We start from the raw sequence: 23282 nt of genomic DNA on the forward strand, positions 1-23282 counted from the left end.
TACTACATAGAAATTTTATTTTCTGATAAAAATTTCTGGTAGTTTTCAAGCACACCTAACTTATCTCTTTCCCCGACTTTGCGATTACCTATATATATTCCCCAAGGGTCTAAATTTTTAGTCACAACTGATCCTGCTCCAACTGTAGCACCTTCCCCCAAAGTTACGCCTGGTAGGATAACGCTATTTGCTCCAATTATACAAAACTTACCTATGTTTATCGGTGATCTTTTTGTATTCCTGTACTTTTCATCAATTGTAGGATTACCAAATCCCCATTCTTGAAAATCTTCTGTGCCTGTAAAAATTCTTACTCCAGAAGATAAACCTGAAAAATCTTCCATAATAAAACCTTCACCCCCCGTAATTGAGGTGAAAGATGCAATATGTACATAGTTACCTATTTTAATAGGCTTTTTAGCGTAAATAAAAACAAAATCATCAATGATAATATTTCTGCCAAATTCAATATTTTCTAATCCTAATATCTTGGTAAATTCAAAAGTAGTAACACCTGGAATACCATACTTATCAACACTATTTTGCATATTGATTTCCCGTCAAATTTAAATAAATAATTAAGCCACATTTAATTGTGTAACCGAAAAATAGCTACTTACTACTTAGCGTTTTCTTTTCCCCCATTTTGTTTTTCACATCTGCCAACACAGTTTTAAAATCCTACTTATTTAATTTTACCAGTTTCTCCATAACGGCGATCGCTTACTTCACTCCTTAACCTCCTCAATTACCCCTATCCTATATCTAGAGAGTACCCACAATTCTCGAAAATCTATCACTTTCTAGATATACTAATGTTAATTTTCACAAATCTTTACAATTGATATGAAAGTACCAGTATCAATCCCTTAACTTTTTGTATAATTTATCCATGCTTTATGATACAATGTCCGGTAAACATTCGATTGTATACTGCTATATGCTAAAAAAATTTAATTTAGAATTTTTTAATTCAACTGTAGAGACGTTCCATGGAACGTCTCTACAATCTTGACCTCCAGGGGTCTCTTGTAAACAATTCCTAGTTCCCAGTTTTCTTCTTCACATCTGCCAAAACAATCTGATAATCCTGCTTATCTGGATGTAATTTTACCAACTTTTCCATCAAAGCGATCGCTCCTTGATTATCCCCCGACTTTAACCGAATAATAGACAACTTCTCCAGTGCTAATTGATTATTAGGTTCACGCTGTAAAACTAATTCATAACCCTTAATTTGTTTCTTTAACTCGGTTTCCGCTGATTTTACTGCTGCTTGCTGAGGTTTTTCCCAAACCTGTTTAATAAAACTAACTCCCCCGAACAAAAAAGACAGAGCAGAAATATAAGAAAAAATTCTTTTCTTCTGTTCAATTTGCTTACTCCGCTTATTTAAGTAATCATCCCCCGACTTAGCCATATACCAAACATTGCTGTTGTCAAACTTATCAGCATTACTCCTAATAGTATTAGATTACCCAGAACAGGCAAAAAAATATCATCTATAGAACTCGTATTTGATTTTTGAAAAAAATTAGGTATTGTAGGGTGCTTTACTACTACATAAATTCTATCAATAAACAGATTTGTAATATCTGACGCACACTAGGCATCTTTTCATAAATCAAATATTATTCCTATATCATTTCTAAATTGGTATATTAACATTTATCCCAAAATTAAACCACTCCGGGGAGGAATAGTTAAACAAACATTCTCACCCTTCTGGATCATCTCCCCATTCCCAAATAAAACTTGATTTGGCCGATTTTGCAAGTTACTACAATCTATATTCACTGTTATAGATTCAGTTCCCACATTCACAGCAATAATTAATTCTTGATTTTCTAAGGTTCGTGCAAATATGTAAACTGTTGCTGCTGCGTAGAGAATCTGATAGTTACCAATTCGCAAAGCCGGGTAATTATTGCGAAGATAAATTAATTGTTTGTGAGTATTTAAAATACTCTGATTCCAGTTAGATTCTGGCGGAAAAACACGACGACAATCAGGATCTTTTCCTCCAGGTAAACCCACTTCATCACCATAGTAAATACTGGGCGCCCCGGGAAAAGTAAATAATAGCAAATTACATAATTCTACACTGGTTTGATCGCCATTAGCAATGGTAATTAATCTAGATGTATCATGACTACCAAGTAGGTTTAATTGAGTTAATTGAATTTCCCAGGGATAAAGTTCTAAAAGGGATTGAATTTTAGTAGCATATTCAGCCGCATCTAGGGCAGGATAGGGGTAATAACTGTTATATTTAACTTCTTCTAAAACGATGCGATCGCCCACTACAAAGGCCAGGACAGCCTGATTAAATAAATAATTCAGGACCCCATCAAATTGTGTACCATCGAGCCATTCACGGGCATCTGACCAGACTTCACCCACAATATAAGCATGGGGATTAATACCTTTAACTCGTTGACGAAATTCCTGCCAAAAACCAGGAGTTTTAATCTCATAGGGTACATCTAAACGCCAACCATCAATACCAAATTCTAACCAATATTCAGCAATTTTCATGATATATTCCCTAACGTCTGGATGATCATGATTAAAAGTTGGTAAAGAGCGAATACCAGCCCAAGAAACATAATTAGCCGGTAAATTACCATCATAGGGAGCAAGCGGCCAATTTTCAATTTTAAACCAATTTACCCAAGGAGAATTAGATCCATTTTCTAAAACATCATGGAAAAAGAAAAACCCGCGACTAGAATGATTAAAAACACCATCAAGGACAACTTTAATATTACGATCATGGGCAGCATCTAACAACTCCCTTAAAGCTTGATTTCCTCCCAACATAGGATCAACCTGATAATAATCATGGGTATGATAACGATGATTACTTGCAGATTGAAAAATGGGCGTAAAGTAAATAGCATTAACCCCTAAATCTTGGATATAATCTAATGATTCTAAAACTCCCCATAAGTCCCCTCCTTTATAACCTTGAATTGTCGGTATAGCATCCCAGGCTTCTAAATTACTATTATTTAAAAAGCTACAACGGGAACGCTGACCTCTTGCAAATCTATCGGGAAATATTTGATAAAAAACCGCGTGTTTAACCCAATCTGGTGTTTGAATTTGCATAAAATTATCCAAGATTATCTAAGATGAACGGCGAAAATAGCAAAAAGTATGCTATGATCATCCACAATACCCAGTTTTTACGAGTTTACAGTAATTAGTTCTATAATGGTATACGTCAAGCGCGTTGAACTTACCAATTTCAAGTCCTTCGGTGGTACTACTTCTGTACCTCTACTACCAGGTTGTACTGTCATATCTGGTCCTAATGGTTCTGGGAAATCAAATATTCTTGACGCTTTGCTGTTTTGTTTAGGCCTGTCTAGTTCTAAGGGTATGCGGGCGGAACGTTTACCCGATTTAGTTAATAACGCTCAAAAACATCAGGGACGTTCAGCGCTGGAAGCTAGTGTAACTGTAACTTTTGATATTTCCGATATCTCCCGCAGAGACGCACAGACACAGAGGGAGGAGGAAGAGGAGGAAGAAAATCCAAAATCCAAAATCCAAAATCCAAAATCAAGGGAGGACGGGGAGGAAGTAGCAGAAGAAAATCCAAAATCCAAAATCCAAAATCCAAAATCAAGGGAGGACGGGGAGGAAGTAGCGGAAGAAAATCCAAAATCCAAAATCCAAAATCCAAAATCAAGGGAGGACGGGGAGGAAGTAGCGGAAGAAAATCCAAAATCCAAAATCCAAAATCCAAAATCCTCTGACTGGAGTGTTACCCGTCGCTTGCGGGTGTCTCAACAGGGTGGTTATACGTCTAATTATTATATTAATGGTGTACCTTGTACTCTGACTGAATTACATGAGGATTTGGAGAGACTGCGGATTTATCCTGAAGGTTATAATGTGGTTTTACAGGGTGATGTTACTAGTATTATCTCAATGAATGGCCGGGAACGTCGAGAAATTATTGATGAGTTGGCCGGAGTGGCAACTTATGATCGTAAGATTGTTCAAGCTAAGTCAACTTTGGATGAGGTGAAGGATCGGGAAGATAGTTGTCGTATTATTCAAACTGAATTAACTGTACAATGTGAGCGACTTTATCAAGATCAGGCTAAGGCTCAGAAGTATCAACAGCTACGGACGGAATTTCTGGAAAAGCAATCTTGGGAAGCAGTTCTATCTTGGCGTTCTCTGCAATTACAACAGGAAAAGCTGGTTTCACAGGTTGAAGAAAGCGATCGCAATTTCAGGGATTTTACTAATCAGTTAACAACAATCAATACCCAAATTGAAGAGAAGAATACTGAACTAGAACAACGCAATCTCCGGGTTAAGGCTTTGGGTGAGGAGGAACTTTTAGCAGTTCAATCTCATCTTGCTACTCAAGAAGCGGAACGCAAACAACTCCAACGTCAGCACAAGGAGTTAGAAGCTCTTATTCAAGAATCTGGAAGGCGTTTAAATCAAACTTATCAGGAAATTCAACAATATCAACTCTCTTTAGAGGAAGCAATAGAAAAACATAATGTGGAAACGTTAAATACTGCGTCTCTACAAATAGAAAGAAATCATGCAGTAATAAATTTAGAAAATTCTCGTCAAGCTGCGGCGGAAGTAGCTAGTGCTTCGGAAGCTTGGGTACAACAACAAACCGAACTAAATCGGAATATAGAATCTTTACTACATATTCTTGAACCTCAACGCACGGAACAAGCTCAATTACAAGAACGCAATACTCAATTACAACTGCTGATTTCTGAACAATCTCAATTAATAGCCACTTTACAACCGGAATTAACTCAAAAACAAGTTGAATTTGCACAAGTCGAGACAGAATTTAATGCTGCTAGTTTACCTATTCAGAATTTAGCGGAAAATCTCACCGCCACAGAACAAGAGTTACAAATTCAACAAGATACTCAAAAGCGGCTTTTACAAGAACAACGGGAGAAACAACGTCAGTTAGATAAATTAGAAGCACAGACTCAAGCCCAACAAGAAATACAAGGAACACAAGCTAGTAAGGTAATTTTACAGTCAGAAATGCCCGGTTTGTGTGGTTTAGTGGTGCAGTTGGGGAAGGTCGAACCTAAGTATCAATTAGCATTGGAAACCGCTGCTGGTGGTCGTTTGGGACATATTGTTGTGGAAGATGATAGTGTGGCTTCTGCGGGAATTGAACTCTTAAAACAAAAAAAGGCAGGAAGGGCAACTTTTTTACCTTTGAATAAAATTAAAGTCCCTAAATTTACTCAGGACGCAACTCTGCGTTTAGCTGATGGTTTCGTTAATTATGCCGTAAATTTGGTAGAATGCGATCGCCGTTATCTAGATGTTTTTACTTATGTTTTTGGTAATACTGTGATTTTTGCTAGTCTGGCTCAAGCGCGAAAAAATATCGGACTCTATCGCATTGTCACTTTACAAGGGGAATTACTAGAAACAAGTGGAGCAATGACGGGAGGTAGTAGTAGCCAGCGTTCCTCCTTGCGGTTTGAAAAAGGTGAAACTGGGGAAGGGGAAGAGGTAGGAAATTTAAAAACTCGCTTAATGGATATTGATCGGATTTTAGAGCGTTGTGGAGAAGCTATTAATACTTTAGCAACTTCCATGAAAGCCCTGAGTCAAGAATTAACAGAAGCACGTCAAGCAAAGAGAGAACAACAATTATATTTAGAACAATTAAATAAAGAGATTAAGAATTTAACAAGCCAACTAGAAAATACTCGCAGTCAACTTTCCCAAAATACGGAAAAATTCACATCTGCACAATCCCGTTTAGAAATTTTAAATCGGGAACTACCAGCACAAGAAACTCAATTACAACAATTGAGACTGATATTAACTGATTTAGAATCTTCCCAAACTCCCAAAGAATGGCAACAAATCCAAAGTACCATGAAAATGCAAGAACAAGAATTGCAACAACGGGAAACAGCACTAAGGGATGGACAACAACAGTTAAAAAATCTAGAAAATCAACAACAGCGTTTACAAGAAAAAATAGAAGAATCCCAAGCGCGAGTAATTCAATATCAACAAGAAGAAACAACCAGCCAACAGCAAGCAGCAACAGTCAATAACCAAATTGAAGAATTAAATCATTTAATTGCTGTCAATGAGAGTAATTTGCAGAAATTAGCAGAAAATTTAGGAGAAGAGAAGAAAAATCGGGATCTGACAGAAACAGAATTGCGATCGCTCTTATTGCGTCAACAGCAATTACAATGGGAAATAGAGAAACTGGCACAAACCCAGGAAAAACGCCGAGAAGACCTAACAGCGCTACAAAACCAGTTAAGAGACTTAGGTGCAGAATTACCCAGTCCCCTGCCAGAAATTCCTGGTAAAGTTAACTTAGAAGACCTACAAAAAGAATTACGGAGTTTAAGCAAACGCTTACAGGCCATGGAACCTGTAAATATGTTGGCTTTGGAAGAGTACGATAAAGTCAAAGGTCGTCTCCAAGAACTTACCGAAAAATTAGAGACCCTAGAAGGGGAACGGACAGAATTATTATTAAGAATTGAAAACTTTACCACGTTACGTCAAAAAGCATTTAAAGAAGCCTTCGACGCGGTAAACGAAAATTTTCAATCAATTTTCGCCATTTTATCAGATGGGGACGGTTATTTGCAACTAGATAATCCTGAAGATCCCTTTAACAGTAGCTTAAACCTAGTCGCACACCCCAAAGGTAAACCCGTCCAACGTCTTGCTTCCATGTCTGGGGGGGAAAAGTCCTTAACCGCGTTGAGTTTTATATTCTCCCTCCAGCGTTATCGTCCCTCCCCATTTTACGCCTTTGATGAGGTGGATATGTTTTTAGATGGGTCAAATGTGGAAAGGTTAGCGAGAATGATTAAACAACAGGCTCAACAAGCACAGTTTATAGTCGTGAGTTTGCGTCGGCCGATGATAGAATCAGCACAGCGGACAATTGGGGTGACTCAAGCTAGAGGCGCTTATACTCAAGTTTTGGGTATTAAGTTATAATCGTCTGACCATTGAAGCATTCCGCAGAATTGCGTAAGATATATAATTGTGAAGCGATAGCGAAGCGCTCCGCAGGAATCGCTGTATAACAAAGCATTAAACTTGACAATATTGTGGTATTTGGTTTTGAGTTGGAGGCGATCGCTGCGGCGAGAGGAGCGATCGCCCTATGAGGAAACTATTTGAGAACTACTTAACTTTAAATTTTTTGAGCTATAGTATTGTCATACAGAGTTATGACAATCAAAAATATGAGAATTAATGCAAGGCTCGATAGCGATCGCGCTAGTAAGTTTAATTACATTCGCCAGCGGACAAATCAAGGTGCGTCTGACATTATGAAAGTGGCGATCGATCTTTATTATGAAAAATTACATCAAGAATCCCCTGTAAAACCTTTGCAACTTCTTAGAGAATCAGGGCTGATTGGTTGTGCTGAAGGGGACTCTGATTTGTCGGTTAATTACAAGCAATATCTTACTGAAAGTCTTAACGAAAAATATGGTCATCGTTGATTCTGGCTTTTGGATAGCACTAATCAATCGCCGTGATGATTATCATGTTCTCGCTCAAGAAGTTCTAGATACGATTGATGAGCCTCTGGTGACAACATGGTGTGTGATTACGGAAGCTTGTCATATTCTCTTGAAACGTACAGGCACAAATGCTCAACAGACGTTTATTCATAGCTTAGAAATTGGTGCTTTTGAGGTTTTTGATCTCAAAGTTCAAGATGGGAAAAGAATCAGTGAATTGATGAATCAATATAGTTCTCTGCCAATGGATTTAGCAGACGCTTCATTGATTATTCTTGCCGAACATTTGGGGCATGGGCGGATTCTATCTGTTGATTTTCGGGACTTTAATACTTACCGATGGAAAAATCGTCATCCTTTTGAGAATTTGATGTCTATATAACTAAAAATCATGACTCACAGTAATAGCGATTCCTATGGAGCGCTTCGCTATCACCCTCAGTAAATATTTAACAGATAGATAATTGAAGCGATCGCACTTCATAGGAGAAAGTAATCGCAGTAACTTGACAGTTAGCCAAAAACACAGTTAAAGTGAAAAAATATCTTGTGAAATCCTACATCCCAATAAAATTGATATTTATGAACGAACTTAAACTTACTGATATCACACAAAATTTCACTGAAGAAGATGCTTGTAAACAAATTGTAAGCTGGGTAACTCGTAATAGCACTAATCATCAAGTCATTAACATAGATAAAGTAATAGAAGATTATCTTGAAAAACACAAACCTAACGGGTGGGACACTAAATCTGGTGTTTATTGTCCCACATATTATGATACTGAAACTGGCGTAGAAGCTTTCTATGATGCGGCTTGGTATTTTTGTTCAAGAGGTATTCTTCGACCTGCACCTCTGACCAATCAAGAAGAGCTTCGATATCCCAAGAACTTTTGTGCAAAATTTTTACTTACAAGCTTTGGAAAAAAATGGATCTCAAAGTGTGAACTAAATGAATGTATGCCATCAGAACATGGAAGATTTTCTAAACTTTTGAGTGATAGAGATAATTTATTTGGTCAAGGTTATCAATCGCGTAGCCAAGAAGCACTGAGTTGCTATCGTTCACAAAACTATTTTGCTTGTTGCGTGATGTGTGGAGCAACATACGAATCAGTCTTACTAGCTCTTGCGATTGAGAAAAGTGGAAATGAGCAAGATATTCTTAAAAAATACAACTCAAATCGAGGCAGAACTACAATTGAGAATATTCTTATTGGTCAGGTTAATGATTATATTAAAGCTGATTTTCGTAAGTATAGTGAATTATTAAAGTATTGGCGAGATGATGCTGCTCATGGGGCAAGTTTAAATATTGGAGAAGAAGAAGCTTTTACTTCGCTGATCCTTTTGCTTAGATTTATTCAATATGCTGAAAAGCATTTTTCCGTTTTGACAAGTTCTCAAACAATCTAGAAATGAAATTTTAGACTCGAAAAGTAGGAATAATTATTTAGAGAAATTATTGATCTTGTCAGGCGATCGCGTATTACCGTCATCATAGTTGATAGTGCGATCGCCGATCTCGTAGGGTGCGTTAATGAAATGTAACGCACCTTATTTATTACTGGCACAAAAGCGATTTTTTCGGAGTAACTTCTCAAGAGAAAGTCAAAATCATATCAGTGCGTAAGCGTTGCGCGACTTAGGAATCGCTCATAGGTTAAATTGATAAAGTGCGATAGGGAACAGTGATGTTATAATTTTCAGAGCAAGCTGTTAAGGATAAGAGACGATGAAAAATCGCATCTTTACAGTTATTTTGTACAAAGAAGATGATGTTTACATTGCTGAATGTCCAGAAGTTGGCACAGTAGATCAAGGGGAAACGATCGAGCAGGCAATCGCTGGTTTGAAAGAAGCCACACGGCTTTACCTAGAGGAATTTTCCTTACCAGAAACATCTCCGAGATTTGTTACCAGCATTGAGGTTAGTTATGCCTAAGCTGCCACGAATCTCAAGTAAAGAGGCAATTCGAGCGCTTGAACGCTTAGGCTTCGAGCAAGTTCGTCAAACAGGCAGTCATGTTGTGATGAAGAAAGAAACTGAAGATGGTGAAAACAGCTTAACCAAACCTACAGTTTTAAATACATCAGCCAAAAAATAATTTAATCATCATAATTCTACCCAATTCTCTAAACTTAAACCCTCAACTCTGGCCAAATCACTATCATTAGAAACCACAATTAAATCTTTAAGAATAGCAGTAGCAGCGATTAAAACATCTTCAGTTTGAATTGGTACACCCCTTAATCTCAAATTAGCATGAATTTGGGCAGCTTTTTCTAAAATTGCCAAATCATTTAAGAAAATAATCGGATATTCTTGACAAAATTCCTCAAATCTTGCTCTTTGTTTTGGTGCATCAACCGCTAAAAAACCTCGCCTAATTTCAAAATAGGTGATACAACTAATAAAAATCTTTTCTTCCTTAGACTCACTAATTGTAATCTTGTGAAGAATTTGGGAATTTTGTTTGAGTGCTAAAGAAACAATATTAGTATCTAATAAATAATTCATAAATTTTCTATTTTCTTTTAACTGCATCATCAAAAATTGCCATTTGTTCAGGAGTAAAATCCTCTCCTATTTTAGCCAAAAGGTGTAGAGCCATGATACCACTACAACGCTTTTTAAGACTTTCTTCTGATATCTGACTAAATTCTTCCAAAGAAAAGTTTTCTTTAAATACTTTTACTAAATCTTGAACCATTTTCGTATAATTTAGATCCTCTTTAAATAAAGGACGTTCTTCCATTAAAATAGCAACAACATTCTCAATTCTCTTAATTATTGATTCTTGTTTCATATCAGTTGATAACATAAGTATTACCTCACTAAATAGTCTTTATGTCCATTATATCAAGTTTGTGAACTTTTAGCAATGATTTATACTAACACTTTTGAATCACCAATGAGTCCCTAAAAGTTTGTAGCGCCTGTTTTGAATGTCAAGCGTAAGCGAAGCGCGACCTAGGAATCGCTCGTAGGTTGGATGGATAAAGTGCGATTTTCTCAACCAGTTTTTACTAATAAATAATGATCATTTTTTTCATCTAACACCACTTCTACCTTCACCTGTTAATCATTGAGAACATAGTTATGTGTGATAAAACGACCGTTATAATTAGAAATTAATTCAACTGCTGTTTTGTGTTGAGCTTCATCTTGATGGAGAAAACAGAGCAACCCTAACGCACCTAAAATATAAGCTAAAATGAAGTAGCTTACAATCTACCGTGTATGAGTGAAACTGTCTATATTGAAACCAGTATCTTAGGCTACCTTACTGCTCGACCAAGCAGAGACATTATTGTGGCGGCTAATATTGAGATAACGAGGGAGTGGTGGAATACACGGCGCAGTGACTTTCAACTGTACTCATCCCAAGCAGTCTTGAAAGAAACTACCCAAGGAGATGCCAAAATTGCATCTCAACGACTAGAAATTTTTAGCAATCTATCATTACTCAACTTAAACTAATCCGTGCTGGATTTAGCAGAGCAATTTTTAGGCCGCAGCAACCTTCCAGCAAAAGCTGATATTGATGCTGTTCATATCGCAGTTGCAACTGTTCACGGAATGGATTATCTGCTGACATGGAATTGCAAGCACATTGCCAATGCTCAAATTCAGCGAAAATTGGCGGAGATCAGCATTGATTTTGGATACGAATTGCCGATTCTTTGTACACCCTATGAACTTCTAGGAGGTTGATTATGTTTCATGATCAGATTGTGGAAGAGATCCACAAAATTCGTGAACAGTATTCTCGATCATTCAATCATGACTTGAAAGCTATCTTTGCTGATTTGCAAAAGCAACAAGCTGAAAGCGGTAGAGAAGTTGTGAGCTTATCACGAAAGCAAGATATAAGAACACGTTGGAGCGGACGGGGGCGACATCTTGGTGGTGATGCGCCCGATGTTATCCGCCACTCAACTTAGCCATTATATCGAAGCGCTCCGCAGGAATCGCCGATCCTCTAGGGTGCGTTAATGAAATGTAACGCACCTTATTTATTACTGGCACAAAAGCGATTTTCTCGGAGTAACTTCTCAAGAGAAAGTCAAAATCATATCAGTGCGTAAGCGTTGCGCTCCCCAGGAATCGCTTGTAGGTTAGATTGATAAAGTTAAAATTAGAAGTGACTGCGTGAGGACAACTTGATGCAAATTACCCTGAACCTACCTGATAGCCTCAGTAAAACTGAAACTTTTAACCAGAGTGAATGGCTTCAGGAAATAGCCATTGCATTACCTTACATGGTATTCCTAAAGATTTAGAAAGTGCGATCGCCCTAGCACAAAAACAAGACGATAGAACTCGTAAAGAATTTGAAAAATGGGCAGTTTTAACCTATAGTAATAATCGGGCAGTAATTAATAGCAAAAAAGGAAAAGATGAAGGAATTGATGGAATAGCATATTTTAATGGAGATCAAGGTAAACAGGAAAAAATTATTTTTCAAGTCAAATCAGGTAAAGTTCAATCAAAAGATATTAGAGATCTATTAGGAACAATGACCTTAGAAAATGCCAGTATTGCCATATTTATTACCTTAGAAAATCCAACTAAAGATATGATTGCTACAGCTAAAAAAGCCGGATTTTATCAACATAAATACTTTACTCAAACTTACGATAAAATCCAAATTGTTACGGTTAAAGATATAATTGAGAATCAGGAAAGATTAAATATTAGATTAGGATTAGAAGTATTAAAAAGTGCGGAAAAAATTATAGAAACAAAAGCCACTCAAATCCAGTTAAATTTGTAGCCTGTAGCGTTAATGAAATGTAACGCACCTTATTTTTAATTGTACAAAAGCGACTTTTTCAGAGTAACTTCTCAAGAGAAAGTCAAAATCATGCCAGTGCGTAAGCGTTGCGCGATAGTAATCGCTCATAGGTTAGATTGATAAAGTGCGATCTGTAAATAGCCGTTTTGCTGCAATTTTTGCCCCAATTTTGGTGATATACTTATTGAAAACATATATAAAGTGGAACTATGAATTTTAAATTAACTAAAGTGTTCAAGAAGGTCTCTGAAGGCTACATAGGTTTTGTCGAAGAACTGCCTGGAGCAAATACTCAAGCTGATACTCTTGATGAAGCAAGAGTTAATCTGGAGGAAGCTATTGAGTTGGTACTTGAAGCTAACCGCTTTTTAACAGAGGAACTACTTCAAGATCAGGACGTTATTCGTGAACCTATTTTTTTATCAGTTGCATGAAGCGTCTAGACTTAATTCGTCATCTTGAAGCCAATGGTTGTGAGTTTTTAAGAGAAGGTGGTAGCTATACTATTTATGTCAATCGGGCTGCACAGAGATCAACTTCTATTCCACGCCATCGTGAGATGAATAACTTACTTGCTAGAAAGATATGTCGTGATTTACAAGTGCCAGATCCAAATATAACCTAACACTTCCTTCACAGGAATAGCGATCGCCAAATCAAGAAATTGATAGGCGATATATGTATAATAAGGCATTGGGTCGGAAAATTCAGACAATCCCGTTTCATTTCATCACTGTAGCCTTTACTACTTTCATATTGTTCAATAAATTGACGGCAGCAATCCACACAAATATGATTTTGCTTACCTTTTTTGATGCTATTTTTACGAATATGGGTTGATTTACATTCAGGACATTGCATGATTTCTTACCTCCATTCATACATTAACTCAGCAATGCCCCCTAAGCCTATCACATCCTAAATTCAGGCAAGAACGTTGAAAACCGAAGTTGGAAATTATGGAATGGGTTTACAGGACTGGCGATCGCCGAATCAACGGTAAACCCAAAATAACACTAGCTGCTCCTGTTGCAACACAGTTGCATGGATCAAACTCCCCACCAGGTAAGAATACACTGATATCATTTAGTGAACGCCAACTTTCTCTATCAGTTTTATCAGTAGTATATTCATGACGAGAAAAACGCAACGATGAACCATGACGAGCCAACCATTGAGGATCATCCACGACAAGTAACGCTAGGATTTCAGGTCGTAAACAAAGTAGATCCATCGCAATCCCTGAAATCTGCAGACTAGCCCCACCATTAACTAAAAGAGATTGTAAATCAGCAATTTCTGGATAGGTAATTGGATTGCAATCAGCATCTTCATGATCGAATAACTCTTCTGCAACCTCTCTTAAAATTGTATTTTGAATATTATAGGATTTGGGATCAAGAGGAGCATTTGTGGTAGGCTGAAAAACCATAGATGGTACAATGTGATATAGCCCTGCTCCATCAGCTAAATTTGCTGATCTTTGTCGGATAAAATATTGATAATCCTGTCCATCATAAACTGCAAAGAAACAAGAAATTGCGATCGCTGCACTTCTGCCTTTTCCTAACCAAGCATCTTCTAAAGCCTCAGATCCTTTTCTAGTTCCGTGCAACTTTTGACGTAAAGGCATCGCTTCGTAGCGTACCTCATGAGAGGCATTATCTGGTAATGTTGCCATTGCCCGTCGTAATTCCACCTCTAAAATTGTACAGGTATTGACTGTATCAAAATATGAACCTGTGCTGCAATGGAGGCGATCCCCTTGATCACTATTTTCCAAATACCGTAAAGCATAGGTTTTACCATTCCACAAATGGCTATTTGTTTTTTGCATTTCTTCCAAGAGCCAACTACTTTCAGGAAAAGAACGAGTTTCAACTGCCCAATCTCCTAAAACAGCAAATGGATCAGGATTTTTGGAAGTCCGAACCACTAAAGGATAGGTTAATCCTGCCGCTCCTTGAAATAAATTATCACTACCATAAAGCCACCCTAAAAAATTGACGATCATATTTAATAATAGACAAATTTGTTAAAACAAGTTACCCCATCTCTATAAAGTTTTTTGGCAAACTAGAATGTGATGAGAAGTGTTGCTACCAAAGGGTGCTTCCTCATAGTTACCGAATTTCTGAACTACTGTGAATCCATTTTCGGTCAAGATTGCCTCAATCTCTTTAGGAAAATAAATTCGCAACGTTAGAACTTCTTGCACAATTTTTGTAGTATTTTCCCACGAAAACGTTAATGTTCTATGGTAAAGTTGTTCCGCCGCGTCATATTTAGATTCCCTCATAGCGGTTACTGTTTCGTCACTATGTGGATCTTGAAAGATGGAATATATATCTTGACTATTAGGAGCATTTAAGGTGTCAAAAACATAGTAAGGATTTTTGAAATCTATAATGAAATATCCATCCGGTTCTAGATGCTGTTTCACGCAGTGCAAACAGGATTTAACATCAGGAAGTTCGTGTAAATGCGTAAATGTATCGTAAGGAAAAATTATAAGAGAGAAACGTCTTTTGAGATTGAAATCCCTCACATCTTTTTGAAGCCATTGTACGCTTTCCGATTTCTGGCCAGCTGCTTTTAACATTGAATCAGACAGATCAATACCTGTCACATCAAATCCTTTGTCCCCAAGAGGTACGCTAATCCGTCCAGTCCCACAGGCTAATTCTAGTATCGAAGGACCATAACACTCAGCCATATTAAGCCAAAATAATACATCTTGACTTTGTTTTAAATAACGGGGTGAGGACTGGAAAATCCGATCATAAAAAGCACCATCATAAAAGATGCTTGGATTGTCGGTAGGTAGTTTAGTTACTTTATCTTGTTCAAGCATTTTCAATTTTTACCAAGTTTTTTTGATCAGAATCAGACTGTTTGTCTTGACTATCAGAACCTGTACCTGTTTTTGCTAGGTAAATCCCAATGGTAATTAGGATAAAACCAATCCCACTTGATAAACTTAGAAATTCACCTAGTACGAACCAACCATAGACGGTAACGGGCAAAGGCTCCATTAAAAAAGCCATAGTGACAAAAGCCGAAGAAAAATGTTTGAGAACATAGACCACTGAACCATGACCAATGACCTCGCTAACAAAAGCTAATCCTAATATGGCTAACCAACCAGTGGTACTGATAGGAAAAATTACATCATCTACTAATAGAACTAACGGGGTTACCATAACTAAGCCACAGACACAACGCCAAACCAAAATATCAGAAGTTGATAAATGCTGACGCAACTTTTCAATTATAAGATAACCAACTGCGTAAAATGCAGAAGATAACAGTGCAGCAGAATCACCAACTACTGTCATAGTTCCGAAAAGGCTTTCGTCTGGGTATAACCAATCACCCAATCCCAGGACGACAGCTCCTAGCATTGCGATCGCTAATCCTGTCAGAAAACGACGATCGAAACGCTGTCCTAGGAACAACCAACCGCCTAATGCGGTAAAAAGAGGAGGCATATTAGCCAACATTGTGCCATTTGCCGCCGTGGTATAATCTAGCGACCAAGTCCAGACTAACCTTGCAGCTAATTGGGTGATAGACATAGCAAAGACTAAACCAACAATAACCCAAGTATCACGAGATAAACCAAGTGCTAAAGGAGTTTCCCCCATATCAGTTGAATCACTTTCTAAATCTTGTGAAGCACTTTGCTTATTCTGGTTATCAGAGGAGGACTGAAATAATTTTCTCCCATACCAACTTGTAAAAATAAGGGTAGAGAAAAGCATTCGGTTAAATACAGTAGCCTCTGAGCTAATCTCACGGATTGATACCTTAATAAAAATAGCCGTCGAAGATAACGCCAGAATACCACCGATAAGAATTAGAGATGGAATCAACTTTGAATCTTTTATCTTAAAGCTCAAAGCTTTATTTAGAGAACTTTCACTATCACTATCTTGACTTGAGACAATACTAGCAGTGTCACTCTTAGAAACAAAATTTTTATCTGTCGTGGAATTTATGTCAGTCATTATAAATTAATCTAAGTAGGCTGAATTGAGAAATTGTCAAAAGTTACTTCAAAGCCTTCTCTTTCAGGAGAGGCACACATTAAGCCCACTGCGATCATTTTCTCTTCAGGAAAATCTGCCAACCGCAACATCGTATAGTGTTCTCCATCAAGGGAATATTTCACCTCAATTGTACCTCCAGTACGACAAACCTTCATCCATAGGGCTTCTGGCTGACCAATTAAAGGAGCTACTGACCAATCTGAACGTTCACGGGTGACAACGGCACTGGCATATTGCACACCTTCGACAAATTCAATCCCACATTTCATCCAATATTGATCATTAATTCGCACCATCAAACCAGCTTGATCGTAAAGTTCTTCGTAGCGTCCGCAAATCCGAACAGTTGCCACAAAATCCCCCGACATATTACCAAAGTAAAAATGTCCTGAGTCACGGATAAAGCCATAGTGAGTTGTACGCCAAAAATCACTTTTCAGACCAGTTTTTACCCAAATCTGTCCCTGATCATCTCTCCAATCTGTAGGTGGATTATGCCACTTGCTTAACTGCATCTCAAATAACTCCTTTGCGAGCGGAAATTAATTATCAAAAACAAAACTGTAGATGGTTAATAGTTAAACCGCTAAGTCACTTCGTTTTGATAATCCTTCGTATATTTGTACTAAAATATCATCTAAATTGTACTTAAATGACCAGTCAGGATAATGGGATTGGAACTTCCGTACGTCACTAACCCACCAAATATGATCACCAAGGCGATTTTGCTCACTATAGCCCCAGTCCATCGGTTTTCCGACAATTTTACTACAAAGCTCGATCGCTTCTAACATCGAACAGTGGGAGTAGCGACTGCCACCAGCATTATAGACTTCTCCTTGCCGTGGATTTTGATAAAAATGCCAGAACATATTGACCAAATCATAGCTATGGATATTATCACGAACTTGTTTTGCCTGATAACCAAACACTGTGTAACGTCGTCCTATAATGGCACATTTCATCAGATAGGCTAAAAAACCATGAAGTTGAGTTCCAGAATGATCTGGACCAGTTAAACAGCCTCCCCTGAATACTCCTGTATTAAGACCGTAGTAAATACCATATTCCTGAACCATTATATCTGCCGCCACTTTAGATGCACCAAAAATAGTGTGAACACTACGATCAATACTCATAGTTTCATCTATCCCATGCTCGAAATAGGGATGAGATTCTTCTAATTCCCAACGTTTTTCCAATTCAACTAGAGGGAAGTGATTTATAGTATCTCCATAAACATTATTAGTGGACGTGAAGATAAACACCGCTTTTGGGCAATGCTGTCGCATCATTTCTAACAAGTTTAATGTACCATTCGCATTAACAGCAAAGTCGGTTAAAGGTTCTGTGGCAGCCCAGTCATGGGAGGGTTGTGCCGCCGCATGGATAATAACTTTAATGTCGGTGTTATAGGTTTTGAAAATACGCTCAAGGGCTTTTAAATCCCGAATATCTTCATTTTCATGGATATAGTTTTCAATTTCATTTTGCAGACGATCTCGGTTCCAACGGGTTGAAGCTTCATCGCCAAAAAAATAGCTCCGCAAGTCATTGTCAATACCAACAACTTGAAAGTTTTGATCGGCAAAAAATCGAACAGCTTCTGAACCAATTAAACCAGAAGCCCCGGTAACGATGGCAATATTCATAACCTTGATAATTTTTTAGGTGATAACAATTGAGAACTTGGGTTTGCTTAATCAAAGTACGAATGCTCATTTTGCACGTATCTAAACGTCAGTTTGAGTCTGGATTTTAAAAATTGTAGACAAAACAAAACAATTCGTAGCCCAAATCAGCAACACCCTTTTAGATTTATGACTAAGCTCGTTGCAAAGTGAGAGACTCAACCGTGGCTTGTGCCGCTTTTTGGATCTGTGCTAGATCCTGATCGCTCATTTGGCTATGGATGGGGAAACACAAGAGAGATTTTAAGATCCTTTCAGTAACAGGTAAATAGTAGCGATCCTTAAATAAATCTAGGGTGTGTAAAGCAACATTAAAATAAGAACGGCATTCTACTCCATGAGAACGTAGGGTTTGAATGGCTTTCTCCAGACCGTATTGTTCTGCATCGGGTAATAATACACCTAAGTTTTGGAAGTTAGAGTTAACACCTTCAGGTATTCGCTGAGGAATCAAAGCACCGTTACAAGAATTAGTAAAGGAGGATCTCAACTGTTGAGCATATTTGCGTCGCTGTTCTAACCCTTGGGGAAACTGACGTAAAACGTGCCGTCCAGTAGCTGCACGCAGTTCGTCCATTTTGGCATTCATCCCGATGGTGGAGCTTCGTAAATTCCCTTGAGCAATGCCGTGGTTACGCTGTTGACGCACTTCTTGTAGTAAATCTAGATCAGCACTGACTAACGCACCGCCTTCTATCGCAGGCAACACTTTAGTTGCATGGAAGCTAAACATCTGTAGTCGGGGTTGAGATAGAATGCGTTTACCATTGACTTCTGTGCCAAAACCATGACAGTTATCATAGACGATCTCAGCTCCTACGGTTTGGCAGAGTTCGGATATTGCTTCTAAATCGGCGGGTACACCAAATACATTTACAGGGACTACACAAGCAATATTATCTTCACGATCAAGGATTTCTCCCAAAGCTGTGGGTGACATTGTAAATGTTTCTGGATCAATATCACAGAATACAGGTTCTAATCCTGCTGCGACAATGGAGTTGAGAGTGGCAATGAAAGTATAAGATGGTAAAACTGCCTTGCCTTGACGATTTAGAGCTTTTAATCCTAACGTGAGGGCATCAGCGCCATTACTGAGGACAACTACATCTGGTACACCTAAGTAATCAGATAGTTCCTTTTCAAACGAGCTTAGGTGAGGTCCTCCATTGGTAGTTTGTCCTGTTACCAGGGATTTGTGAAATGATTGCATCAGCGCATCATCGGGAGCAAAGTGAGGTTTCACCATCGGAATGATCTGCTGTGTTGCTACTGATGAGGGGATAATTGTAGTAGGTACATCCCTAGCTAACAGTCCCCAATAGTCTAGAGTTCGACGTAACCCTTCTTCAGGTTCAATTTTTGCCTTGAAGTTTAGCACTCTTGCTAATTTTGATACATCAGGTACACGCAGAGGGATTTCTTCAAATCCTTTACCAAAAAATTCTGTACCTTTAACTTCTACAGTCCCCGCTTTATGGCCTGACAAGCGGATCATCATTTCGGCTAATTCCCTTACCGTCATGGGTTCGGAACGACCAATATTGACGGCAGAATGATTGAAGGAACACTCTGGACTCAGTTCTAGGGCAAGTCTAGCGGTTGCTTCTGCCGCATCATCGATATAGCATAATGTTCGGACTGCATGACCACCATCAACTAAGGTTAAGGGTTTGCCATCACGAATACAACCAAGAAATTTGCTGATTACCCTTCCTTTGCCTGGGGCATCAAGTTTAGCACCATAGATATTAAAGTAGCGAACGGCTGCCGCAGTTAGTCCTAACCGTCCGAGGGCATAGGCATAATGTTCTCCTGCTGTTTTGGAAATGCCATAGCTCCAGCGATAATTTTGTGAAGAACCGTACCAACGATCGCTTTCTTCTTCTAAAATTCCCGTATTAAGTCCATAGATTTCACTGCTACTAGCAATCAAAACGGGGCGATTATGTTTTAAACACGCCATTAAAACATTTCGAGTCCCTAAAATATTAATATCTAACACTTCGTGGGGACGAGTCATATATTCATCTACTCCAACTACGGCGGCAAGGTGAATAACACGATCGCAACGAGAGATCCAACTATCCATCAGATCAACATCCATAATGTCACCTATAACCTTATGAACAGAACTATCAAGATCATCAAGCCGTCCAGGATCTGCTGTATCCAGACAAACAACGGTTTTATCTACACTTAAAAGGTAGCGTGTTATGGCACTCCCAATAAATCCTAAGCCACCCGTTATTAAAACATCAAACTTTTTTTCCATGATAATTTGCACTGGTATTAATCTCGTGTATCACCATATCATTTCTTAAACTATTTTTAAACATAGTTAACAAAGTCTTAAACTTTTTTTAAACACAGTTACCAAAAACGTTTTGGAGAATTACCCTCGGAAACTGTTCGGCGATCGCGGTATCAGATTCTTTCAGACAGTCATACCGTGGGCAACGGTGTTCTGGGTGTTTTTTCGGCATAGCGAAGCACTCCGCTCCGAATCGCTTGTAGGTTGGATTGATAAAGTTAAAATTAGAAGTGACTGCGTGAGGACAACTTGATGCAAATTACCCTGAACCTACCTGATAGCCTCAGTAAAACTGAAACTTTTAACCAGAGTGAATGGCTTCAGGAAATAGCCATTGCCCTATTCCAGCAGCAGCGGATTTCCCTCAGCCGCGTAGACATCATGAACTTTCAAAAGCTGCTGGCAGATCGGAATATTTGTGTTCATTACGATGTGGAAGACTTTGAGCAAGATGTTCAACACCTGCGGAGTCGAGGCTGGCTATGATTGTCGTCAGTGATACTTCTGCTCTCTCGAATCTTGCCCTTGTTGATCATCTTGGGTTGCTAGAAGCTATCTACCATAAAGTTATCATTCCTGACGTGGTTGCCGGCGAATTGGTAGCGGCCAGCAATCCTACCATTTCAGCTATTCTCCAACTAGACTGGATTCAAACCCAATTCCTCAACAACTTCCAACTTGCTAACCAACTTCAACAGGAACGGGGACTTGATTTCACCGTTATACCAAAGCGATCGCACCATTAATATGTTATAATATGTTATGATTTAAAGTCGCAATAGATTTGTAGGTTGGGTTGAAGCATGAAACCCAACATAAGCAGATTTGTAGTGCGATCGCCGATCTCGTAGGGTGCGTTAATGAAATGTAACGCACCTTATTTATTACTGGCACAAAAGCGATTTTTTCGGAGTAACTTCTCAAGAGAAAGTCAAAATCATATCAGTGCGTAAGCGTTGCGCGACTTAGGAATCGCTCATAGGTTAAATTGATAAAGTGCGATAGGGAACAGTGATGTTATAATTTTCAGAGCAAGCTGTTAAGGATAAGAGACGATGAAAAATCGCATCTTTACAGTTATTTTGTACAAAGAAGATGATGTTTACATTGCTGAATGTCCAGAAGTTGGCACAGTAGATCAAGGGGAAACGATCGAGCAGGCGATCGCTGGTTTGAAAGAAGCCACACGGCTTTACCTGGAGGAATTTTCCTTACCAGAAACATCTCTGAGATTTGTTACCAGTTTAGATTGATCAAGTGCGCCCTCGCAACACTGACTTTCATTTCGCTTTTTTCTATTGTCATAGAAATTGAAAAATCAAGTATAATTAATTTAGTACCAACATAACATCTAATATCATGAATAACCTGCTATTAAATAGAATAACAATTAACCATGATATTTGTCATGGTAAACCGTGTATTCGTGGATTGCGCTATCCGGTGGAAATGATCTTAGAACTTTTGAGTTCAGGCATGAATATTGAGGATCTTTTAGAAGATTATGATGATTTAGAATACGAAGACATTTTAGCAGTTCTCAGCTTTGCTACTCGACTCACTCAAGTTAAAAGTATCCTCCAATTAGTTTCATTAAATTCTTGATTGATGCTCAATTACCAATGCGAATTGCCAATTTATTAGAGAACTTAGGTTGTGATGTTATACATACCAAGAATCTTCCTTTAAAAAATGCAACTCCAGATTCGGAAATCAACAAACTATCAATCCTGGAACAGAGAATTGTTATTACCAAAGGTAAAGATTTTTTAGATTCTTTCTTAATCAAACAAGAGCCTTATAAACTACTACTAATAACCACAGGTAATATTAGTAACAAACAAATTGAACAACTTTTTGTACAAAATATTACTCAAATAATCGAATTGTTTTTGACCTATGATTTTTTAGAAATGACTAGAGATAGCTTGATTATTCATTAGGGCTAGTTCGCTTGTTGGGGTTAGGTGCGTAAGCGTTGCGCGACCTAGGAATCCCTCGTAGGTTAGATTGATTCGGTTAGAGTCGCTGCATTATTTAACCATTCATCAAAAAAGCGATCGCTAGAATTGAGTCTCAAGCCAAAGGTTTGACGGAGATTGCTCAGGGTAGGGCTACTAGCATTTGTAATCACGGTTTAATTCCTCTTTATATTTTCTCCAATTAGGCATAAATTTATCCATTAAAGCCTGAAATTCAGACCCGTGACTCCGTTCTAAAAGATGAGTAATTTCATGAACTATCACATATTCTAAACATTGTTGGTCTTTTTTGGCCAATTCCAGATTTAACCAAATGCGTTTATCTTGAATATTGCAAGTACCCCATTTTGTTCTCATCATTTTTATTCCCCAGTCATTGATATTCACACCAATATTTTTTTCCCATTTACTAATTAACGGGGGAATTTGTGCTTTTAATTGTTGACGATACCAAGAATTGAGAACTTTTTGACGTTGTTCTGTACTACTTCCGGGTTTTACATACAAATTCAGATATTGATTATTGCTAATTTCCACTTGAGGGGAATTTTCATAAATTACATTTAATATATAGATTTTACCTTGAAAATAATGACTTTCTCCTGATAAATATTCTACTGTTTTCGGAGTTGGTTTTGATTGTAATTTACTTTGATTTTTTTTTATCCAAGCTAATTTGGAAATTGCAAATAAGCGCACAGATTCATCATTAATATGTAAAGGTGTGGCAATTCTAACACGACCGTCTGGAGGATAAACGGCTAAATGCAGGTTTTTAATATCTTTTCTAACCACATCTATAATTATTTCACTGACGGTGATTTGATAGGTTTCCATGGTATTATAATTTAAGGTTTCGCGCAGAGTCGCAAAGGAGCAAAGTCGCAAAGGAAGATGATA

30 protein-coding genes and 2 pseudogenes are annotated in these 23282 nt (G+C 38.0%); 17 read left to right on the forward strand and 15 right to left on the reverse strand.

Translation table 11 applies throughout. The features are described 5' to 3' along the window. Nucleotides 1–2: 2 nt before the first annotated feature. From H6G25_RS04060 to H6G25_RS04070, 3 genes are all read right to left on the reverse strand, one after another. On the reverse strand, nt 3–548 hold the full coding sequence (locus H6G25_RS04060; RefSeq protein WP_190391358.1) for an acyltransferase: 546 nt from the start codon (nt 546–548) through the stop codon (nt 3–5). 494 nt (nt 549–1042) lie between these two features. Further along, on the reverse strand, nt 1043–1420 hold the full coding sequence (locus H6G25_RS04065; protein ID WP_190391359.1) for a tetratricopeptide repeat protein: 378 nt from the start codon (nt 1418–1420) through the stop codon (nt 1043–1045). 248 nt (nt 1421–1668) lie between these two features. Next, a complete protein-coding gene (locus H6G25_RS04070) occupies nt 1669–3114 on the reverse strand; it encodes a glycoside hydrolase family 13 protein (protein WP_190391360.1) in 1446 nt (481 codons plus the stop codon). Between the two features lie 105 nt (nt 3115–3219). On the opposite strand from H6G25_RS04070, the gene smc reads away from it, so the two are divergent. The 6 genes and pseudogenes from smc to H6G25_RS04100 form a co-directional block, all read left to right on the forward strand. Next, nucleotides 3220–7002 carry a chromosome segregation protein SMC gene (gene smc, locus H6G25_RS04075; protein WP_190391361.1) on the forward strand — a complete coding sequence of 1261 codons (3783 nt, stop codon included), beginning with the start codon at nt 3220–3222 and terminating at the stop codon, nt 7000–7002. Between the two features lie 221 nt (nt 7003–7223). Beyond that, the gene (locus H6G25_RS04080; RefSeq protein ID WP_242034875.1) at nt 7224–7517 is read left to right on the forward strand and encodes a CopG family transcriptional regulator; all 294 of its coding nucleotides are present in this window, start codon (nt 7224–7226) and stop codon (nt 7515–7517) included. Then, on the forward strand, nt 7504–7920 hold the full coding sequence (locus H6G25_RS04085; RefSeq protein WP_190391362.1) for a PIN domain-containing protein: 417 nt from the start codon (nt 7504–7506) through the stop codon (nt 7918–7920). The genes H6G25_RS04080 and H6G25_RS04085 overlap by 14 nt, the downstream gene beginning before the upstream one ends. Before the next feature lie 200 nt (nt 7921–8120). Beyond that, complete coding sequence (locus H6G25_RS04090; RefSeq protein ID WP_190391363.1) at nt 8121–8957, forward strand: hypothetical protein; 837 nt, start codon at nt 8121–8123, stop codon at nt 8955–8957. A 319-nt stretch (nt 8958–9276) separates the two neighbouring features. After that, complete coding sequence (locus H6G25_RS04095) at nt 9277–9486, forward strand: type II toxin-antitoxin system HicB family antitoxin (RefSeq protein ID WP_137907243.1); 210 nt, start codon at nt 9277–9279, stop codon at nt 9484–9486. Continuing rightward, nucleotides 9479–9601 (forward strand): annotated as a pseudogene (locus H6G25_RS04100) (type II toxin-antitoxin system HicA family toxin); the annotation flags it as partial. The gene H6G25_RS04095 and the pseudogene H6G25_RS04100, both read left to right, overlap by 8 nt. A gap of 56 nt (nt 9602–9657) precedes the next feature. On the opposite strand, the gene H6G25_RS04105 reads toward H6G25_RS04100, so the two are convergent. Together H6G25_RS04105 and H6G25_RS04110 are read right to left on the reverse strand one after the other, a co-directional pair. Further along, the gene (locus H6G25_RS04105) at nt 9658–10062 is read right to left on the reverse strand and encodes a type II toxin-antitoxin system VapC family toxin (RefSeq protein WP_190391365.1); all 405 of its coding nucleotides are present in this window, start codon (nt 10060–10062) and stop codon (nt 9658–9660) included. Nucleotides 10063–10069: 7 nt separating this feature from the next. After that, entirely contained in the window at nt 10070–10366 is a 297-nt protein-coding gene (locus tag H6G25_RS04110; protein ID WP_027402408.1) for a hypothetical protein, read from the reverse strand. 419 nt (nt 10367–10785) lie between these two features. Here H6G25_RS04110 and H6G25_RS21020 point away from each other — a divergent pair, with 419 nt between their 5' ends. The 6 genes from H6G25_RS21020 (at nt 10786) to H6G25_RS04135 (ending at nt 12968) form a co-directional block, all read left to right on the forward strand. Continuing rightward, nucleotides 10786–11025 (forward strand): hypothetical protein, encoded by a 240-nt coding sequence (locus tag H6G25_RS21020; RefSeq protein WP_242034876.1) that lies wholly within the window; start codon nt 10786–10788, stop codon nt 11023–11025. Between the two features lie 3 nt (nt 11026–11028). Then, complete coding sequence (locus tag H6G25_RS21025; protein WP_242034877.1) at nt 11029–11259, forward strand: hypothetical protein; 231 nt, start codon at nt 11029–11031, stop codon at nt 11257–11259. A 2-nt stretch (nt 11260–11261) separates the two neighbouring features. Beyond that, nucleotides 11262–11489 carry a hypothetical protein gene (locus H6G25_RS04120; protein WP_137907244.1) on the forward strand — a complete coding sequence of 76 codons (228 nt, stop codon included), beginning with the start codon at nt 11262–11264 and terminating at the stop codon, nt 11487–11489. Between the two features lie 284 nt (nt 11490–11773). Then, on the forward strand, nt 11774–12322 hold the full coding sequence (locus H6G25_RS04125) for a restriction endonuclease (protein WP_190391366.1): 549 nt from the start codon (nt 11774–11776) through the stop codon (nt 12320–12322). A 251-nt stretch (nt 12323–12573) separates the two neighbouring features. Continuing rightward, entirely contained in the window at nt 12574–12777 is a 204-nt protein-coding gene (locus tag H6G25_RS04130) for a type II toxin-antitoxin system HicB family antitoxin (RefSeq protein ID WP_246862935.1), read from the forward strand. After that, nucleotides 12774–12968 carry a type II toxin-antitoxin system HicA family toxin gene (locus tag H6G25_RS04135; RefSeq protein WP_190391367.1) on the forward strand — a complete coding sequence of 65 codons (195 nt, stop codon included), beginning with the start codon at nt 12774–12776 and terminating at the stop codon, nt 12966–12968. Before H6G25_RS04130 ends, H6G25_RS04135 begins: the two co-directional genes overlap by 4 nt. Before the next feature lie 83 nt (nt 12969–13051). Here H6G25_RS04135 and H6G25_RS04140 read toward each other — a convergent pair. The 8 genes and pseudogenes from H6G25_RS04140 to H6G25_RS21465 form a co-directional block, all read right to left on the reverse strand. Next, a pseudogene (locus H6G25_RS04140) lies at nt 13052–13204 on the reverse strand (IS1 family transposase); the annotation flags it as partial. 109 nt (nt 13205–13313) lie between these two features. Beyond that, the gene (locus H6G25_RS04145; protein ID WP_190391368.1) at nt 13314–14357 is read right to left on the reverse strand and encodes a hypothetical protein; all 1044 of its coding nucleotides are present in this window, start codon (nt 14355–14357) and stop codon (nt 13314–13316) included. Between the two features lie 42 nt (nt 14358–14399). Further along, nucleotides 14400–15197 (reverse strand): class I SAM-dependent methyltransferase, encoded by a 798-nt coding sequence (locus H6G25_RS04150; protein ID WP_190391369.1) that lies wholly within the window; start codon nt 15195–15197, stop codon nt 14400–14402. Next, a complete protein-coding gene (locus tag H6G25_RS04155) occupies nt 15190–16353 on the reverse strand; it encodes a DMT family transporter (RefSeq protein WP_190391370.1) in 1164 nt (387 codons plus the stop codon). Before H6G25_RS04155 ends, H6G25_RS04150 begins: the two co-directional genes overlap by 8 nt. 11 nt (nt 16354–16364) lie before the next feature. Then, the gene (locus H6G25_RS04160) at nt 16365–16910 is read right to left on the reverse strand and encodes a DUF1349 domain-containing protein (protein WP_190391371.1); all 546 of its coding nucleotides are present in this window, start codon (nt 16908–16910) and stop codon (nt 16365–16367) included. Nucleotides 16911–16973: 63 nt separating this feature from the next. Further along, nucleotides 16974–18047: an NAD-dependent epimerase/dehydratase family protein gene (locus H6G25_RS04165; RefSeq protein ID WP_190391372.1), complete on the reverse strand. Its 1074-nt coding sequence runs from the start codon at nt 18045–18047 to the stop codon at nt 16974–16976. Nucleotides 18048–18219: 172 nt separating this feature from the next. Next, the gene (locus H6G25_RS04170; protein WP_190391373.1) at nt 18220–20373 is read right to left on the reverse strand and encodes a DegT/DnrJ/EryC1/StrS family aminotransferase; all 2154 of its coding nucleotides are present in this window, start codon (nt 20371–20373) and stop codon (nt 18220–18222) included. A gap of 76 nt (nt 20374–20449) precedes the next feature. Next, on the reverse strand, nt 20450–20572 hold the full coding sequence (locus H6G25_RS21465; RefSeq protein WP_277881703.1) for a hypothetical protein: 123 nt from the start codon (nt 20570–20572) through the stop codon (nt 20450–20452). Nucleotides 20573–20652: 80 nt separating this feature from the next. On the opposite strand from H6G25_RS21465, the gene H6G25_RS04175 reads away from it, so the two are divergent. The 5 genes from H6G25_RS04175 to H6G25_RS04195 all read left to right on the forward strand — a co-directional run bounded on the left by H6G25_RS04175 (nt 20653) and on the right by H6G25_RS04195 (nt 22343). Then, nucleotides 20653–20886: a UPF0175 family protein gene (locus H6G25_RS04175; RefSeq protein ID WP_190391374.1), complete on the forward strand. Its 234-nt coding sequence runs from the start codon at nt 20653–20655 to the stop codon at nt 20884–20886. Next, the gene (locus tag H6G25_RS04180; RefSeq protein ID WP_199319649.1) at nt 20883–21146 is read left to right on the forward strand and encodes a hypothetical protein; all 264 of its coding nucleotides are present in this window, start codon (nt 20883–20885) and stop codon (nt 21144–21146) included. Before H6G25_RS04175 ends, H6G25_RS04180 begins: the two co-directional genes overlap by 4 nt. A gap of 309 nt (nt 21147–21455) precedes the next feature. Beyond that, the gene (locus H6G25_RS04185) at nt 21456–21653 is read left to right on the forward strand and encodes a type II toxin-antitoxin system HicB family antitoxin (RefSeq protein ID WP_190391375.1); all 198 of its coding nucleotides are present in this window, start codon (nt 21456–21458) and stop codon (nt 21651–21653) included. A gap of 106 nt (nt 21654–21759) precedes the next feature. Beyond that, the gene (locus H6G25_RS04190; protein WP_190391376.1) at nt 21760–22005 is read left to right on the forward strand and encodes a DUF433 domain-containing protein; all 246 of its coding nucleotides are present in this window, start codon (nt 21760–21762) and stop codon (nt 22003–22005) included. Beyond that, nucleotides 21993–22343: a DUF5615 family PIN-like protein gene (locus H6G25_RS04195; protein ID WP_190391426.1), complete on the forward strand. Its 351-nt coding sequence runs from the start codon at nt 21993–21995 to the stop codon at nt 22341–22343. Before H6G25_RS04190 ends, H6G25_RS04195 begins: the two co-directional genes overlap by 13 nt. 62 nt (nt 22344–22405) lie before the next feature. Here H6G25_RS04195 and H6G25_RS21470 read toward each other — a convergent pair whose 3' ends face one another. Beyond that, complete coding sequence (locus H6G25_RS21470; RefSeq protein WP_255501586.1) at nt 22406–22534, reverse strand: hypothetical protein; 129 nt, start codon at nt 22532–22534, stop codon at nt 22406–22408. Then, nucleotides 22518–23219: a SprT family zinc-dependent metalloprotease gene (locus tag H6G25_RS04200; RefSeq protein WP_190391377.1), complete on the reverse strand. Its 702-nt coding sequence runs from the start codon at nt 23217–23219 to the stop codon at nt 22518–22520. Before H6G25_RS04200 ends, H6G25_RS21470 begins: the two co-directional genes overlap by 17 nt. Nucleotides 23220–23282: the final 63 nt, after the last annotated feature.

The organism is Dolichospermum sp. FACHB-1091 (genome assembly GCF_014697585.1).
GTDB lineage: Bacteria > Cyanobacteriota > Cyanobacteriia > Cyanobacteriales > Nostocaceae > Dolichospermum.

Excerpts from the sequence above, each read along its gene's own strand:
- H6G25_RS04060 (WP_190391358.1), bottom strand. The coding sequence starts at position 548 with ATGCAAAATAGTGTTGATAAGTATGGTATTCCAGGTGTTACTACTTTT.
- H6G25_RS04065 (WP_190391359.1), bottom strand. The coding sequence starts at position 1,420 with ATGGCTAAGTCGGGGGATGATTACTTAAATAAGCGGAGTAAGCAAATT.
- H6G25_RS04070 (WP_190391360.1), bottom strand. The coding sequence starts at position 3,114 with ATGCAAATTCAAACACCAGATTGGGTTAAACACGCGGTTTTTTATCAA.
- smc (WP_190391361.1), top strand. The coding sequence starts at position 3,220 with ATGGTATACGTCAAGCGCGTTGAACTTACCAATTTCAAGTCCTTCGGT.
- H6G25_RS04085 (WP_190391362.1), top strand. The coding sequence starts at position 7,504 with ATGGTCATCGTTGATTCTGGCTTTTGGATAGCACTAATCAATCGCCGT.
- H6G25_RS04090 (WP_190391363.1), top strand. The coding sequence starts at position 8,121 with ATGAACGAACTTAAACTTACTGATATCACACAAAATTTCACTGAAGAA.
- H6G25_RS04095 (WP_137907243.1), top strand. The coding sequence starts at position 9,277 with ATGAAAAATCGCATCTTTACAGTTATTTTGTACAAAGAAGATGATGTT.
- H6G25_RS04105 (WP_190391365.1), bottom strand. The coding sequence starts at position 10,062 with ATGAATTATTTATTAGATACTAATATTGTTTCTTTAGCACTCAAACAA.
- H6G25_RS04110 (WP_027402408.1), bottom strand. The coding sequence starts at position 10,366 with ATGTTATCAACTGATATGAAACAAGAATCAATAATTAAGAGAATTGAG.
- H6G25_RS21020 (WP_242034876.1), top strand. The coding sequence starts at position 10,786 with ATGAGTGAAACTGTCTATATTGAAACCAGTATCTTAGGCTACCTTACT.
- H6G25_RS04120 (WP_137907244.1), top strand. The coding sequence starts at position 11,262 with ATGTTTCATGATCAGATTGTGGAAGAGATCCACAAAATTCGTGAACAG.
- H6G25_RS04125 (WP_190391366.1), top strand. The coding sequence starts at position 11,774 with ATGGCTTCAGGAAATAGCCATTGCATTACCTTACATGGTATTCCTAAA.
- H6G25_RS04135 (WP_190391367.1), top strand. The coding sequence starts at position 12,774 with ATGAAGCGTCTAGACTTAATTCGTCATCTTGAAGCCAATGGTTGTGAG.
- H6G25_RS04145 (WP_190391368.1), bottom strand. The coding sequence starts at position 14,357 with ATGATCGTCAATTTTTTAGGGTGGCTTTATGGTAGTGATAATTTATTT.
- H6G25_RS04150 (WP_190391369.1), bottom strand. The coding sequence starts at position 15,197 with ATGCTTGAACAAGATAAAGTAACTAAACTACCTACCGACAATCCAAGC.
- H6G25_RS04155 (WP_190391370.1), bottom strand. The coding sequence starts at position 16,353 with ATGACTGACATAAATTCCACGACAGATAAAAATTTTGTTTCTAAGAGT.
- H6G25_RS04160 (WP_190391371.1), bottom strand. The coding sequence starts at position 16,910 with ATGCAGTTAAGCAAGTGGCATAATCCACCTACAGATTGGAGAGATGAT.
- H6G25_RS04165 (WP_190391372.1), bottom strand. The coding sequence starts at position 18,047 with ATGAATATTGCCATCGTTACCGGGGCTTCTGGTTTAATTGGTTCAGAA.
- H6G25_RS21465 (WP_277881703.1), bottom strand. The coding sequence starts at position 20,572 with ATGCCGAAAAAACACCCAGAACACCGTTGCCCACGGTATGACTGTCTG.
- H6G25_RS04175 (WP_190391374.1), top strand. The coding sequence starts at position 20,653 with ATGCAAATTACCCTGAACCTACCTGATAGCCTCAGTAAAACTGAAACT.
- H6G25_RS04180 (WP_199319649.1), top strand. The coding sequence starts at position 20,883 with ATGATTGTCGTCAGTGATACTTCTGCTCTCTCGAATCTTGCCCTTGTT.
- H6G25_RS04185 (WP_190391375.1), top strand. The coding sequence starts at position 21,456 with ATGAAAAATCGCATCTTTACAGTTATTTTGTACAAAGAAGATGATGTT.
- H6G25_RS04190 (WP_190391376.1), top strand. The coding sequence starts at position 21,760 with ATGAATAACCTGCTATTAAATAGAATAACAATTAACCATGATATTTGT.
- H6G25_RS04200 (WP_190391377.1), bottom strand. The coding sequence starts at position 23,219 with ATGGAAACCTATCAAATCACCGTCAGTGAAATAATTATAGATGTGGTT.